17 protein-coding genes are annotated in these 13075 nt (G+C 52.7%); 14 read left to right on the top strand and 3 right to left on the bottom strand.

Annotation, left to right across the window (positions count from 1 at the left end; all coding sequences use genetic code 11):
* The first annotated feature begins 4 nt into the window (after nt 1–4).
* The 5 genes from ulaB to C2U43_RS23110 are packed head-to-tail and all read left to right on the top strand — an operon-like array spanning nt 5 to nt 3001.
* Entirely contained in the window at nt 5–310 is a 306-nt protein-coding gene (ulaB, locus tag C2U43_RS23130) for a PTS ascorbate transporter subunit IIB (protein ID WP_003025655.1), read from the top strand.
* A gap of 10 nt (nt 311–320) precedes the next feature.
* Entirely contained in the window at nt 321–788 is a 468-nt protein-coding gene (ulaC, locus tag C2U43_RS23125; protein ID WP_006686330.1) for a PTS ascorbate transporter subunit IIA, read from the top strand.
* Nucleotides 789–800: 12 nt separating this feature from the next.
* Nucleotides 801–1451, top strand: a complete 651-nt coding sequence (gene ulaD / locus C2U43_RS23120) for a 3-keto-L-gulonate-6-phosphate decarboxylase UlaD (RefSeq protein WP_103285849.1) — start codon at nt 801–803, stop codon at nt 1449–1451.
* A gap of 9 nt (nt 1452–1460) precedes the next feature.
* The gene (locus C2U43_RS23115; protein ID WP_008786014.1) at nt 1461–2315 is read left to right on the top strand and encodes an L-ribulose-5-phosphate 3-epimerase; all 855 of its coding nucleotides are present in this window, start codon (nt 1461–1463) and stop codon (nt 2313–2315) included.
* Nucleotides 2315–3001 (top strand): L-ribulose-5-phosphate 4-epimerase, encoded by a 687-nt coding sequence (locus tag C2U43_RS23110; RefSeq protein ID WP_032942175.1) that lies wholly within the window; start codon nt 2315–2317, stop codon nt 2999–3001. Before C2U43_RS23115 ends, C2U43_RS23110 begins: the two co-directional genes overlap by 1 nt.
* 132 nt (nt 3002–3133) lie before the next feature.
* Here the strand turns inward: C2U43_RS23110 and yjfY are convergent, their stop codons facing one another.
* Entirely contained in the window at nt 3134–3409 is a 276-nt protein-coding gene (yjfY, locus tag C2U43_RS23105; RefSeq protein ID WP_003025668.1) for a DUF1471 family protein YjfY, read from the bottom strand.
* 299 nt (nt 3410–3708) lie between these two features.
* Here yjfY and C2U43_RS23100 point away from each other — a divergent pair, with 299 nt between their 5' ends.
* From C2U43_RS23100 to C2U43_RS23075, 6 genes are all read left to right on the top strand, one after another.
* Complete coding sequence (locus C2U43_RS23100; protein ID WP_103285848.1) at nt 3709–4473, top strand: TSUP family transporter; 765 nt, start codon at nt 3709–3711, stop codon at nt 4471–4473.
* A gap of 158 nt (nt 4474–4631) precedes the next feature.
* Entirely contained in the window at nt 4632–5027 is a 396-nt protein-coding gene (rpsF, locus tag C2U43_RS23095) for a 30S ribosomal protein S6 (protein ID WP_003025672.1), read from the top strand.
* Between the two features lie 6 nt (nt 5028–5033).
* On the top strand, nt 5034–5348 hold the full coding sequence (gene priB / locus C2U43_RS23090) for a primosomal replication protein N (RefSeq protein WP_003025674.1): 315 nt from the start codon (nt 5034–5036) through the stop codon (nt 5346–5348).
* Nucleotides 5349–5352: 4 nt separating this feature from the next.
* Nucleotides 5353–5580 carry a 30S ribosomal protein S18 gene (gene rpsR / locus C2U43_RS23085; RefSeq protein ID WP_000135199.1) on the top strand — a complete coding sequence of 76 codons (228 nt, stop codon included), beginning with the start codon at nt 5353–5355 and terminating at the stop codon, nt 5578–5580.
* 41 nt (nt 5581–5621) lie between these two features.
* Nucleotides 5622–6071 carry a 50S ribosomal protein L9 gene (rplI, locus tag C2U43_RS23080; protein ID WP_003025676.1) on the top strand — a complete coding sequence of 150 codons (450 nt, stop codon included), beginning with the start codon at nt 5622–5624 and terminating at the stop codon, nt 6069–6071.
* Between the two features lie 142 nt (nt 6072–6213).
* A complete protein-coding gene (locus C2U43_RS23075) occupies nt 6214–7137 on the top strand; it encodes a DMT family transporter (protein ID WP_008786017.1) in 924 nt (307 codons plus the stop codon).
* Nucleotides 7138–7201: 64 nt separating this feature from the next.
* Here the strand turns inward: C2U43_RS23075 and C2U43_RS23070 are convergent, their stop codons facing one another.
* Nucleotides 7202–7852, bottom strand: coding sequence for a LysM-like peptidoglycan-binding domain-containing protein (locus C2U43_RS23070; protein ID WP_071446748.1), 651 nt, complete (start codon nt 7850–7852; stop codon nt 7202–7204).
* Nucleotides 7853–8071: 219 nt separating this feature from the next.
* On the opposite strand from C2U43_RS23070, the gene fklB reads away from it, so the two are divergent.
* Both fklB and cycA read left to right on the top strand, forming a co-directional pair.
* On the top strand, nt 8072–8692 hold the full coding sequence (gene fklB / locus C2U43_RS23065) for an FKBP-type peptidyl-prolyl cis-trans isomerase (RefSeq protein ID WP_032934269.1): 621 nt from the start codon (nt 8072–8074) through the stop codon (nt 8690–8692).
* Nucleotides 8693–9000: 308 nt separating this feature from the next.
* On the top strand, nt 9001–10410 hold the full coding sequence (cycA, locus tag C2U43_RS23060; protein WP_008786019.1) for a D-serine/D-alanine/glycine transporter: 1410 nt from the start codon (nt 9001–9003) through the stop codon (nt 10408–10410).
* A 147-nt stretch (nt 10411–10557) separates the two neighbouring features.
* Here the strand turns inward: cycA and ytfE are convergent, their stop codons facing one another.
* The gene (gene ytfE / locus C2U43_RS23055) at nt 10558–11220 is read right to left on the bottom strand and encodes an iron-sulfur cluster repair protein YtfE (RefSeq protein WP_003025690.1); all 663 of its coding nucleotides are present in this window, start codon (nt 11218–11220) and stop codon (nt 10558–10560) included.
* 244 nt (nt 11221–11464) lie between these two features.
* Between ytfE and C2U43_RS23050 the strand changes: the two genes are divergently transcribed.
* The gene (locus C2U43_RS23050) at nt 11465–13036 is read left to right on the top strand and encodes a methyl-accepting chemotaxis protein (RefSeq protein WP_008786021.1); all 1572 of its coding nucleotides are present in this window, start codon (nt 11465–11467) and stop codon (nt 13034–13036) included.
* Nucleotides 13037–13075: the final 39 nt, after the last annotated feature.

Genomic DNA, 13075 nt, shown 5'->3' with positions numbered 1-13075 from the left:
GATTATGACCGTACGTATTCTGGCTGTGTGTGGCAATGGGCAGGGCAGTTCCATGATCATGAAAATGAAAGTGGACCAGTTTTTAACCCAGTCAAATATTGACCATACGGTAAACAGCTGCGCCGTGGGTGAATACAAAAGTGAACTGAGCGGTGCGGATATCATCATCGCTTCTACGCATATCGCCGGTGAGATTACCGTTTCTGGCAATAAATATGTCGTCGGCGTACGCAACATGCTGTCTCCTGCCGATTTTGGGCCAAAACTGCTGGAAGTGATCAAAGCGCATTTCCCGCAGGACGTGAAGTAAGGGGCGGCATATGAAATTACGTGACTCGCTGGCAGACAATAATTCCATCCTTTTGCAAGCCGAGGCCAGTACCTGGCAGGAAGCGGTAAAGCTTGGTGTGGATCTGTTGGTTAAGGCCGATGTGGTTGAACCACGCTACTACCAGGCCATCCTTGATGGCGTTGAGCAGTTTGGCCCGTACTTTGTGATTGCGCCTGGCCTGGCAATGCCGCACGGCCGTCCGGAGGAAGGAGTTAAGAAAACCGGTTTTGCGCTGGTGACGCTGAAAACGCCGCTGGTGTTTAACCACGAAGATAACGACCCGGTCGATATTCTGATAACGATGGCGGCAGTTGACGCCAACACGCATCAGGAAGTGGGCATCATGCAGATCGTGAATCTCTTTGATGACGAAGCCAATTTCGACCGTTTACGCGCCTGTCGCACCGCGCAGGAAGTGTTGGATTTAATTGATAACGCCACTGCGGCGGCTGTTTAAAAGGATACCAAAATGTCATTACCTATGTTGCAGGTTGCGCTGGATAACCAATCAATGTCTTCCGCGTATGAAACGACGCGTCTGATTGCCGAAGAGGTCGATATCATTGAGGTGGGCACCATTCTTTGCGTGGCAGAGGGCGTGCGCGCCGTTCGCGATCTAAAGGCGCTTTACCCGCATAAAATTGTGCTGGCGGACGCCAAAATTGCCGATGCGGGAAAAATCCTCTCCCGCATGTGTTTCGAAGCCAACGCTGACTGGGTCACCGTCATCTGCTGTGCGGATATCAACACCACCAAGGGGGCACTGGAGGTGGCGATAGAATTTAACGGTGATGTACAGATTGAACTGACGGGTTACTGGACCTGGGAGCAGGCGCAAGAGTGGCGTGACGCGGGCATTGGGCAAGTTGTGTATCACCGCAGCCGTGATGCGCAGGCAGCAGGTGTGGCGTGGGGAGAGGCGGATATCAGCGCGATCAAACGACTGTCCGAGATGGGCTTTAAAGTCACCGTCACCGGCGGTCTGGCGTTGGAAGATCTGCCGCTGTTCCAGGGAATTCCGATTCACGTATTTATTGCCGGTCGCAGCATTCGCGATGCCGCCTCTCCGGTGGAAGCGGCCCGTCAGTTCAAACGTTCTATCGCCCAGCTGTGGGGATAAGGAGCGACTATGTTGTCGAAACAGGTCCCGCTCGGTATTTATGAAAAGGCACTCCCCGGCGGGGAGTGCTGGCTGGAGCGCTTGCAGCTGGCGAAGGAACTGGGCTTTGACTTTGTCGAAATGTCGGTTGATGAAACCGACGCTCGCCTGGCGCGTCTTGACTGGAACCGCGAGCAGCGACTGGCGCTGGTGGCCGCTATCGCCGAGACAGGGATACGGGTGCCGTCCATGTGCCTGAGCGCTCATCGACGTTTCCCGCTGGGCAGTGAAGATGATGCGGTACGCGAACAGGGGCTGGAGATCATGCGTAAAGCCATTCAGTTTGCGCAGGATATCGGTATTCGCGTTATTCAACTGGCGGGTTACGACGTCTATTACCAGCAGGCCAATAACGAAACGCGTCGTCGGTTTCGCGATGGGCTGAAAGAAAGCGTAGAGATGGCGAGCCGTGCACAGGTGACGCTGGCGATGGAAATCATGGATTATCCACTGATGAATTCGATCAGTAAGGCGCTGGGATACGCTCACTATCTCAACAATCCGTGGTTCCAGTTGTATCCCGATATCGGCAATTTGTCGGCGTGGGACAACGATGTGCAGATGGAGCTGCAGGCGGGAATGGGCCATATCGTTGCCGTACACGTGAAAGATACCAAACCCGGCGTATTCAAAAATGTGCCGTTTGGTGAAGGGGTTGTCGATTTCGAACGTTGTTTTGCGACGCTCAAACAGAGTGGGTATTGCGGGCCATACTTGATTGAGATGTGGAGTGAAACGTCGGACGATCCGGCTCGTGAAGTGGCGAAGGCGCGCGACTGGGTGAAAGCGCGTATGGCCAGCGCCGGTCTGGTGGAGGCGGTGTAATGCAAAAACTCAAACAGCAGGTTTTTGAGGCCAATATGGATCTGCCGCGCTATGGGCTGGTGACGTTTACCTGGGGTAATGTCAGCGCCATCGACCGCGAACGCGGGCTGGTGGTGATTAAGCCCAGCGGCGTCGACTACCAGACAATGACAGTGGACGACATGGTAGTTGTGGATCTGCACGGCAACGTGGTGGAAGGACGCTATCGTCCTTCTTCCGATACCGCCACCCATCTGGCGCTGTATCGCCGCTATTCCTCTCTTGGCGGCGTGGTGCATACCCACTCAACCCACGCGACGGCATGGGCGCAGGCAGGTCTGGCAATACCCGCGCTAGGCACGACGCATGCGGACTACTTCTTTGGCGATATCCCCTGCACCCGGGCGTTAACTGAAGCGGAAGTTCAGGATGAGTATGAGCTGAATACCGGCAGGGTGATTGTTGAAACGCTGGGGGAGGTGGAACCTTTGCATACGCCAGGCGTAGTGGTGTACCAACATGGCCCGTTTGCCTGGGGCAAAGACGCTCATGACGCGGTACATAACGCGGTGGTGATGGAAGAGGTGGCAAAAATGGCATGGATTGCGCGTGGCATTAATCCGGCACTCAGCGCTATCGACAGTTATCTGATGAATAAGCACTTCATGCGTAAACACGGTCCAAATGCCTATTACGGGCAGAAGTAAGATAAAACGTTCCGGAGCCAACTCTTCATGGGGATGAGATCGGTCTGGCTTCGGGATTGTTTTGCAAAAAAAAGCCCCCAGTGAAGGGGGCAAGTCAAACTGTGGCAATGTTCTCGTTGGTTATTTCTGGTGTTAACGATAAATATCTGCACTGGCGTGCATATTTCCGTTACTACCGGGTTCCCTGGTGAGGATCACGTGGTAGTAGGTTGCGCCTTGCGCATCGGTCTCTTCATTCAGGGCCTGAGTGGCTTCACTTTCAGTGGCGAAGTTATGATTTATGTAAATGACGCCTAAGCTCTGCACATCATCCATGTTCCTGGCCTGATGGTTATCAATTTTGATGGCTGCCGTTGCATTTGCACTGAGCAAAAGCACAGCCAGAAGGGTCAAAACACGGGCTCGCATATGTACCTCCTCGACTGCGGTCTCTGGTTGCCTCTCTCCTGTGAGTGATTAACTTCTGATGTAATTTTAACCGCTACCAGCGCAGTCGATAGCGACCATTTCTGATGCAGTTGTTCAAAAAATTACCGCATAACCATCTTTTCTTTAATTAACAGTCTGCTGGTGGATACCGCTGCGGTGAAAAAATACCTGCCTTTCGCGCATAAGCTCTTACCAAATAGTCAATTTAATCGGGTGAGTACGCCGTTTATAGTGAGCCGGATAATTAATATAACTTTATGATAATAAGGCAAAAACTTATGGATACTTCATTCATGGATTTCAGCTATTTCGTGGTTATGTTTATGGTCGCGCTGGTGGCTGGCTTTATTAACGTGGTGTCGGGTGGTGGTGGATTTCTCTCTATTGGCGCACTCTTAATTTCTGGTTTACCCCCGGCTAATGCGCTGGCAACCAATAAAATTCAGGCTCTGGGTAGCTCGCTGACCTCCGGAATTTACTTTTTACGCCGAGGACATATCAACGTGCAGGAGCACAAGTATGTGTTTTTATCTGCCTTTATCGGTTCTGCGCTGGGAACGACGCTTATCCAGTTCATTGAACCGGAACTGCTGAAGAAACTGCTCCCAATCCTGATTATCGCAGTCGCCATTTACTTTATTTCTGCGCCAAACCTTAGCGAACCGAAAAGAAAGCAGCAGGTATCCCTGTTTCTCTTCTCGTTGATCGGTGGGGGATGTATTGGTTTTTATGATGGCTTTCTCGGTGCTGGGGCAGGTTCCTTTTATACCCTCAGCTATATTCTGCTGTGGGGATACAGTATTGATAAAGCGCAAATCCACTCGAATTTTATTAACCTGGCGTCGAACATCGCCTCGATTTTGTTCTTCATTTTCGGCGGTAAAATGATCTGGTCGCTGGGTTTGGTGATGTTTGCAGGGCAATCCCTTGGCGCACGTCTTGGTGCGACAGTCGTACTGACGCGCGGTAAGAAAGTCATCCGACCCATGATTGTGATTGTCTCCATTTGTATCAGCATCAAAATGCTGCTGGATATGTATTAATGGCGACATGATAAATAATCGTACAAGCACCTTGAGTTTACCTGCTGACCCCAGTATTATGACGCGTCATTTTTCAGCCGACCTTTAACACGTTCCTTGCCTCCATGGGCCTCGGCTGACCCAGACAGGAGGCTGAATAATCCGTAAGGAGCAATTCGATGCGTCATTACGAAATCGTTTTTATGGTCCATCCTGACCAGAGCGAACAGGTTCCGGGTATGATCGAACGCTACACTGCTGCCATCACTGGTGCAGAAGGCACGATCCACCGTCTGGAAGACTGGGGCCGCCGTCAGCTGGCTTACCCGATCAACAAACTGCACAAAGCTCACTACGTTCTGATGAACGTTGAAGCGCCGCAGGAAGTGATCGATGAGCTGGAAACTACCTTCCGCTTCAACGATGCCGTTATCCGCAGCATGGTTATGCGTACTAAACACGCTGTTACCGAAGCATCTCCGATGGTTAAAGCGAAAGACGAGCGTCGTGAACGTCGCGATGATTTCGCTAACGAAACCGCAGATGATGCTGAAGCTGGGGATTCTGAAGAGTAATTTCTGATGACCAACCGTCTGGCGTTGTCCGGCACCGTGTGCAGGGCTCCCCTTCGAAAGGTCAGTCCATCAGGAATTCCTCATTGCCAGTTCGTGCTTGAGCATCGTTCTGTGCAGGAGGAAGCCGGGTTTCACCGGCAGGCGTGGTGCCAAATGCCCGTTATTATTAGCGGACACGAAAACCAGGCCATTACTCACAGTATAACGGTCGGTAGCGCAGTGACCGTTCAGGGGTTCATCTCTTGCCACAAGGCAAAGAACGGCCTGAGCAAAATGGTTCTGCATGCCGAGCAGATTGAATTGATAGATTCTGGAGACTAGCCATATGGCACGTTATTTCCGTCGTCGCAAGTTCTGCCGTTTCACCGCGGAAGGCGTTCAAGAGATCGACTATAAAGATATCGCTACGCTGAAAAACTACATCACCGAAAGCGGTAAGATTGTCCCAAGCCGTATCACCGGTACCCGTGCAAAATACCAGCGTCAGCTGGCTCGCGCTATCAAACGCGCTCGCTACCTGTCCCTGCTGCCGTACACTGATCGTCATCAGTAATCGGTCACGGTCCATTAATACGACTTTGAGAGGATAAGGTAATGCAAGTTATTCTGCTTGATAAAGTAGCAAACCTGGGTAGCCTGGGTGATCAGGTTAACGTTAAAGCGGGCTATGCTCGTAACTTCCTGGTACCACAGGGTAAAGCTGTTCCTGCTACCAAGAAAAACGTTGAATTTTTCGAAGCGCGTCGCGCTGAGCTGGAAGCTAAACTGGCTGACGTTCTGTCCGCTGCTGAAGCTCGTGCTGAGAAAATCAACGCACTGGAAACCGTAACCATCGCGTCTAAAGCTGGCGACGAAGGTAAACTGTTCGGTTCCATCGGTACTCGCGACATCGCTGACGCTGTAACTGCAGCTGGCGTTGAAGTAGCTAAGAGCGAAGTTCGTCTGCCGAACGGCGTTCTGCGTACCACTGGCGAGCACGAAGTGAGCTTCCAGGTTCACAGCGAAGTGTTTGCTAAGCTGACTGTAAACGTAGTTGCAGAATAAGTTTTTATTCTGATGACCGCGTAAAAGCGCCGGCCCTGTGCCGGCGTTTTGCTTTTCTGTTCCCCCGCTTTTCTCTCTGGCTATTCTTTATCCTTTTCGGGATAATTACAAAAATAAAACATTATTTCAAAGTGGTGATGGAATGGAACCAACGCACCAACCTCTGTTTGCGCGTAAAAATGTTGTCTACCTGAGCGCAGCGTTCTGCTGTCTGTTGTGGGGGAGCGCCTATCCGGCGATCAAAAGCGGATATGAGATCTTCCAGATTGCCACGGATGACATTCCCTCAAAGATTGTCTTTGCCGGATATCGCTTTCTGTTTGCGGGATTATTGCTGCTACTGCTGGCGGTAGCGCAGCGTAAACCGATTGGCCGGTTAAGCCCGCGTCAGTACGGCCAACTCACGCTGTTGGGGCTAACGCAAACCTCGCTGCAATACATCTTCTTTTACATTGGCCTGGCGTTCACGACGGGAGTGAAAGGGTCCATCATGAATGCGACCGGGACCTTCTTCAGCGTGCTGCTGGCCCATTTTATCTACCATAACGACAAACTGAGCTACAACAAAGCGCTGGGCTGTATTCTGGGCTTTACCGGTGTAATGGTGGTGAACTTTAGCAGCGGAATGGATTTTAGCTTCAGCCTGTTAGGAGACGGCTCAGTAGTGATGGCAGCCTTTATTCTCTCTGCTGCCACGCTATATGGAAAACGTATTTCTCAGACGGTGGACCCGACGGTAATGACAGGGTACCAGTTGGGCGGTGGCGGCCTGGCGTTGGTTATCGGCGGCTACGCTTTTGGCGGCACGCTAACCGTACACGGTGCGTCTTCGGTGGCGATTCTCGGCTACCTGACGTTACTCTCTTCGGTCGCTTTCGCCTTGTGGAGTATTCTGCTCAAGCATAATCGCGTGGGGATGATTGCGCCGTTTAACTTCCTGATCCCGGTTTCGGGTGCAGTGCTGTCGGCAATATTCCTCGGTGAAAACATTCTCGAATGGAAATATGCGGTAGCGCTGGTGCTGGTGTGTTCGGGGATCTGGTGGGTGAACAAGGTGAAACGCTGACGTTTCACCTTGATGCCTGATGGCGCTATCTCTTATCAGGCCTGGAATCGCGGGGTCACAGTGCTTAACGGGCGCGGATAAAACTGCCGTTAGGCTGGCGGGTAAACAGTACCTGCTGACCATTCCCGGTATCAATGGTTAATCCCGTCACCACGCCATTGGCATTCTGCCTGATCTGTATCATCTGACCGTCTTTCAGATTGCTCAGTGGTTTTCCGGCGCCTTCAACCTGTGCCATCGCATACACATCGGTTGGCGGGAGGTTATGGTCACGGAATACCTGCGCCAGCGTTTTACCTGAGTCTACGCGGTAGGAGCGCCACTGCTGGTCAATTCCGCTATCCTGTTGGAAAGGTTGTGTCTGCGGCTGAGATTGCTGGACCTGAGGTTGTGCATCAGGTTCGCCTTCCTGGATTGGCTCTGGCGCAACCGGAGCGACCTGGCCGGGATCGTTTTGCGGCGGGATAAGCTGTGCCTGCAGCTGAGCCTCGGTCGGTGGCTGCGACTGTGACTGTAAATCCAACTGGGCAGTACGCGTCACCACAGGGGTATCGCTGGTGTCACTGGAAGGGAGCAGGAAACCTATCACCAACACAATAGCAGCAATAATAATGCCGCGGCGGTGCATAGGCGGTAGCGGGTCCATAATGCGAAAATTGTCCGGTGCATGCCAGATTTTCGCCAGGGTTGGTTTTAATTCAAAGCGCCCGGGCATGGCTTTCCTCCTGCTCCGCGTCTCGTTCCTCGATCATAGAGTATAGATGGCTAACGCTATGATGTTCGTCATATTACCCGCTTTCGTGACGTCAACGCGGGATATTCCTATTGTTTATGTTTCCTCGCGATTTGTCATCTGTTCCCGAGACAAAGTTTTACCGGATGCGGCATGGCTGATATGCTGCCCGCTACTTTACATCCGATGAAAGGAAATATGATGGCTAACCCGACTTTTGACACTATCGAAGCGCAAGCAAGCTACGGCATTGGTTTGCAGGTAGGACAACAGCTGAGCGAATCCGGACTGGAAGGACTGTTGCCTGAAGCGCTGGTAGCGGGTATCGCTGACGCGCTGGAAGGTAAGCACCCGGCAGTGCCGGTTGATGTTGTGCATCGCGCACTGCGTGAAATCCACGAACGTGCTGATGCAGTTCGTCGCGAGCGTTTCCAGGCTATGGCGGCTGATGGCGTCAAATATCTGGAAGAAAACCGTGAGAAAGACGGTGTGAACAGCACTGAATCCGGTTTGCAGTTCCGTGTTCTGACCCAGGGTGAAGGTGCTATTCCGGCACGTACTGACCGTGTTCGCGTGCACTACACCGGTAAGCTGATCGACGGTACCGTGTTTGACAGCTCTGTCGCACGTGGCGAACCGGCTGAATTCCCGGTTAACGGCGTAATCCCAGGCTGGATTGAAGCGCTGACCCTGATGCCGGTAGGTTCCAAATGGGAACTGACTATTCCTCAGGAACTGGCTTACGGCGAGCGTGGCGCTGGCGCGTCCATTCCTCCGTTCAGCACGCTGGTGTTCGAAGTTGAGCTGCTTGAGATCCTGTAAGCAGTGACTTCTGTTCCCCCCGAAGCCGGGGGGAGCAAAAAAATAGCGTGAAAAGCTATAGTTACGTCGTTGTCGATATTTTATCTTGCAAATGCCCCATCAGCGTGTATTTTTGTGAGCTGATTCGCGCTATCAGAGTGATATGACACTCACTTTAAACATTAAATTAACATTATATCTAAATCTTAGTATTCATCCCGCCAATTCTTACCTAATATCGATGAGTCCTGATAACAGGATCGTCGTATCATAGACACACTAAAGGCCGTAGAGCCTGAACAACACAGACAGGTACAGGAAGAAAAAACATGGTAGATCAGGTAAAAGTCGACACCGCTGAAGAGGCGTCGTCTGAACAGTCGCTACGGCGCAATCTCACAAACCGTCATATTCAACTTATTGCTATTGGTGGCGCTATCGGTACTGGCCTGTTTATGGGCTCCGGTAAAACCATCAGTCTCGCCGGACCGTCGATCATCTTTGTGTATATGATCATCGGTTTTATGCTGTTTTTCGTGATGCGCGCAATGGGTGAATTGCTGCTCTCGAATCTGGAGTACAAATCGTTTAGTGATTTTGCCTCTGACCTGCTCGGGCCATGGGCCGGGTATTTTACCGGTTGGACCTACTGGTTTTGCTGGGTCGTTACCGGGATGGCAGACGTTGTCGCCATTACCGCGTATGCGCAATTCTGGTTCCCCGAACTCTCAGACTGGGTCGCCTCGCTGGCGGTGATCGTGCTACTGCTGAGCCTTAACCTCGCCACCGTAAAAATGTTCGGTGAGATGGAGTTTTGGTTCGCGATGATCAAAATCGTTGCCATTATCGGCCTGATTGTCGTCGGTCTGGTGATGGTGCTGACGCACTTCCAGTCGCCAACCGGCGTTCAGGCATCGTTCACGCACTTGTGGAATGACGGTGGCTGGTTCCCGAAAGGTCTGAGCGGCTTCTTTGCCGGCTTCCAGATAGCGGTGTTCGCATTTGTGGGTATTGAGCTGGTGGGTACGACCGCAGCGGAAACCAAGGACCCGGAGAAATCTCTGCCGCGCGCCATTAACTCGATTCCAATCCGTATCATCATGTTCTACGTGTTCGCGCTGATCGTGATTATGTCCGTTACGCCGTGGAGCTCGGTAGTGCCAACCAAGAGCCCATTCGTTGAACTGTTTGTGCTGGTTGGTCTGCCTGCTGCGGCGAGCCTGATCAACTTTGTTGTACTGACTTCAGCTGCCTCTTCTGCAAACAGCGGCGTGTTCTCTACCAGCCGTATGCTGTTCGGTCTGGCGCAGGAAGGCGTTGCGCCTAAAGCGTTTGCCAAGCTGTCTAAACGCGCAGTTCCAGCGAAGGGTTTAACCTTCTCCTGTATCTGTCTGCTGGGCGGCGTGGTGATGCTGTACGTGAACCCGAGCGTGATTGGCGCCTTCACCATGATCACCACCGTATCGGCGATTCTGTTCATGTTCGTCTGGACCATCATTCTTTGCTCGTACCTGGTGTACCGCAAGCAACGTCCTCACCTGCATGAAAAATCAATCTACAAGATGCCGTTAGGCAAGCTGATGTGCTGGGTATGTATGGCGTTTTTCGTCTTCGTACTGGTACTGCTGACGCTGGAAGATGATACCCGTCAGGCGCTGATCGTCACGCCGCTGTGGTTCATCGCGCTGGGTCTGGGCTGGTTGTTTATCGGTAAGAAACGTATGGCAGGCGTGCGTTAATCGCTAAGACGTGAGATGTAGGCCGGATAAGGCGTTTACGCCGCATCCGGCACTATGCTGGCGGGATTGCCTGATGCGGCTTCGCCTTATCAGGCCTACGTTCGAGGTCGTTGTAGGCCCGGTAAGCGCTAGCGCTACCGGGCTTTTTTATTCACCTGCGAGGGCACGCGGGAACAACACATTGTTTTCCAGGCTGATGTGTTCCATCAGGTCGTCGATCATCTCGTTAATGCCGTTATACATGGCTTTCCAGGTGGTGCAGGCCTCTGGTGGCGGCGTGACGTTATGGGTGATGTGTTTGATCACTTCCACCAGTTCACCCGCATCGTCATGTTCGCTTTCCATCACGCTGATTGGCCCCATCGCCTGGCTACCCATGCCCTGTTTAATCATCGGGAACAGGATCTGCTCTTCCTTCATCATGTGGCTGGACAGCTCTTCATGCAGCATGGTCAGGTTTTTCGCCAGACCGCGCGGTACGTTCGGTTTGTCTGCGTGAACGCGTTCAACTTTAGTGGCCTGCAGGATCAGCTCCGGCAGCTGTTCGCGGTGTCTGTCGTGATAACGCACGATGATATGGTCGATGATTTCAGCCAGAGCCACGGTACGCCAGTCTTTCTCCAGCGGCTGTTCAGCCAGCTGCGCGAGCTGCGCCTCAATAACGTCTAAATCCAGCTCTTTACGCGCGGCAGCGCGTGCCAGCGTTTGCTTACCGCCGCAGCAGTAATCCATATCGTATTTACGAAACAGGGCCGAAGCGCGAGGAATAGAGAGCGCCAGTTCACCTAAAGGTTGATCGCGATAAGACATTGCCGTTACCTCATTCTCAATAATATAAGATGTATTTTAAATGCAACTTATGACGAAGGATATAACCCTTTCGGGGTGGGGTGTTTTGTGATGAGCGTCACGAAAATTTCTTATCTCGTTAAGATGCTGAATCTTATTGGAAAGGAGAAGTACGGCGAAAAAAGCCGCACGACAGGATTAAATAAGCGCACGCCGCTGCCGATAGTTAGACCTCAGACAATACCTGCATAATAAAAGGCTACAGATGTTCAAACGAATCAAAGTGATAACCTTACTTATCACCGTGTTACTCGCGCTGGGCGCAATGCAGCTCATCTCCGCGGGCGTCTTTATTGGCGCCCTCAATAACGATAAGCAGAACTTTAACGTGTCTCAACTTTCCAGCCAGAACGTGGCCGAGTTTACCGATGCGTGGATTAGCCTGAACCAGGCTCGCGTCACGCTCAACCGGGGCATGCTGCGTTTACAGGGAACGATGGCCAGCGATATTAACGGCGGTCAGCTGCAGGAGCTGGTGAACACGGCAAATCGCCTGTTGGCCGAATCGAAAGAGCATTACGATAAATACTACGCTCTGCCGGAAACGCCGGGGCTGGATGAGCATCTGGCCGATCGACTGGAAGAGCAGTACGGCATCTACTCTGCGACGCTGGCAAAAATGAACGCGCTGCTGGCTGAAGGAAAGCTGGAAGAGATGTTTAAGCAGAATGCCGAGCAAAAGCAAACGGCCATGCAGGAAGTTTATCGGCAATGGCGTAGCGCGCAAACGGCGCTGGCCACTGCCGGAGTGCAGGACAATGAGAGTGATTACCAGAAGATAATCTGGCTGCTGTCCGCGGTGATGCTGATTGTCGTCACCGTGATTATCGCCAGTTGGCTGGCGATGCAGCGAGTGCTGCTCAAGCCGCTCCACGAGGTGATGGGACATATTCGCCACATTGCCGCAGGCGATTTGACGCACCCCATCAGCGCCGACGGCAGTAATGAAATGGCGCTGCTGGCAAGCAACGTCCGTGACATGCAGCAGGCGCTGGCGAATACGGTCAGCGTGGTGCGTGACGGGGCCGATACCATCTATACCGGCGCGGGTGAAATCGCCGCAGGCAGTAACGATCTCTCTTCACGTACCGAGCAGCAGGCCGCCTCTCTGGAAGAGACCGCAGCCAGCATGGAACAACTTACCGCAACCGTGAGACAGAACGCAGATAACGCGCGTCAGGCGACCAGTCTGGCAAAAAATGCTTCACAGACGGCGCAAAAAGGCGGAACCGTGGTTGATGGTGTGGTGCGTACGATGGATGAAATCGCCACCAGTTCCAGCAAAATCGCGCAAATTACCAATGTTATCGACGGCATTGCCTTCCAGACCAATATTCTGGCACTGAACGCGGCGGTTGAAGCGGCGCGTGCCGGCGAGCAGGGGCGCGGATTTGCCGTGGTCGCAGGCGAGGTTCGGACGCTGGCGCAGCGTAGCGCTCAGGCGGCGAAGGAGATCAAAGCGCTGATAGATGACTCAGGGAATCGGGTCAATGCCGGTACGGCGCTGGTGCATGAAGCGGGCGAAACGATGGCGGAAATAGTTAGCGCTGTGACCCGCGTGACCGACATCATGGGGGAGATTGCCTCAGCTTCTGATGAACAAAGTCGGGGTATCGATCAGGTAGGCCAGGCGGTTGCCGAAATGGATCGCGTCACGCAGCAAAACGCCTCGCTGGTAGAAGAATCCGCTTCCGCCGCTGCTGCGCTTGAAGAGCAGGCCGCGCGGTTGAACCAGACGGTAGCGGTGTTTAAGGTGTCGCGCCGGATGGCGGCGTAAACGCCTTATCCGGCCTACATGAGATCGTACAGTCCTTGT

The organism is Citrobacter freundii complex sp. CFNIH9, assembly GCF_002903305.1.
GTDB classification, from domain to species: domain Bacteria; phylum Pseudomonadota; class Gammaproteobacteria; order Enterobacterales; family Enterobacteriaceae; genus Citrobacter; species Citrobacter portucalensis.
Note: the sequence above shows the minus strand (reverse complement) of the source record. Positions and strands in the feature narration are given on the sequence as shown.

What these genes read in the sequence shown, in the direction of transcription:
- ytfE (WP_003025690.1), bottom strand. Translation starts at nt 11,220, where the DNA reads ATGTCTTATCGCGATCAACCTTTAGGTGAACTGGCGCTCTCTATTCCT.
- fklB (WP_032934269.1), top strand. Translation starts at nt 8,072, where the DNA reads ATGGCTAACCCGACTTTTGACACTATCGAAGCGCAAGCAAGCTACGGC.
- cycA (WP_008786019.1), top strand. Translation starts at nt 9,001, where the DNA reads ATGGTAGATCAGGTAAAAGTCGACACCGCTGAAGAGGCGTCGTCTGAA.
- ulaC (WP_006686330.1), top strand. Translation starts at nt 321, where the DNA reads ATGAAATTACGTGACTCGCTGGCAGACAATAATTCCATCCTTTTGCAA.
- C2U43_RS23115 (WP_008786014.1), top strand. Translation starts at nt 1,461, where the DNA reads ATGTTGTCGAAACAGGTCCCGCTCGGTATTTATGAAAAGGCACTCCCC.
- rpsR (WP_000135199.1), top strand. Translation starts at nt 5,353, where the DNA reads ATGGCACGTTATTTCCGTCGTCGCAAGTTCTGCCGTTTCACCGCGGAA.
- ulaB (WP_003025655.1), top strand. Translation starts at nt 5, where the DNA reads ATGACCGTACGTATTCTGGCTGTGTGTGGCAATGGGCAGGGCAGTTCC.
- rpsF (WP_003025672.1), top strand. Translation starts at nt 4,632, where the DNA reads ATGCGTCATTACGAAATCGTTTTTATGGTCCATCCTGACCAGAGCGAA.
- C2U43_RS23050 (WP_008786021.1), top strand. Translation starts at nt 11,465, where the DNA reads ATGTTCAAACGAATCAAAGTGATAACCTTACTTATCACCGTGTTACTC.
- C2U43_RS23100 (WP_103285848.1), top strand. Translation starts at nt 3,709, where the DNA reads ATGGATACTTCATTCATGGATTTCAGCTATTTCGTGGTTATGTTTATG.
- C2U43_RS23070 (WP_071446748.1), bottom strand. Translation starts at nt 7,852, where the DNA reads ATGCCCGGGCGCTTTGAATTAAAACCAACCCTGGCGAAAATCTGGCAT.
- C2U43_RS23075 (WP_008786017.1), top strand. Translation starts at nt 6,214, where the DNA reads ATGGAACCAACGCACCAACCTCTGTTTGCGCGTAAAAATGTTGTCTAC.
- priB (WP_003025674.1), top strand. Translation starts at nt 5,034, where the DNA reads ATGACCAACCGTCTGGCGTTGTCCGGCACCGTGTGCAGGGCTCCCCTT.
- ulaD (WP_103285849.1), top strand. Translation starts at nt 801, where the DNA reads ATGTCATTACCTATGTTGCAGGTTGCGCTGGATAACCAATCAATGTCT.
- rplI (WP_003025676.1), top strand. Translation starts at nt 5,622, where the DNA reads ATGCAAGTTATTCTGCTTGATAAAGTAGCAAACCTGGGTAGCCTGGGT.
- yjfY (WP_003025668.1), bottom strand. Translation starts at nt 3,409, where the DNA reads ATGCGAGCCCGTGTTTTGACCCTTCTGGCTGTGCTTTTGCTCAGTGCA.
- C2U43_RS23110 (WP_032942175.1), top strand. Translation starts at nt 2,315, where the DNA reads ATGCAAAAACTCAAACAGCAGGTTTTTGAGGCCAATATGGATCTGCCG.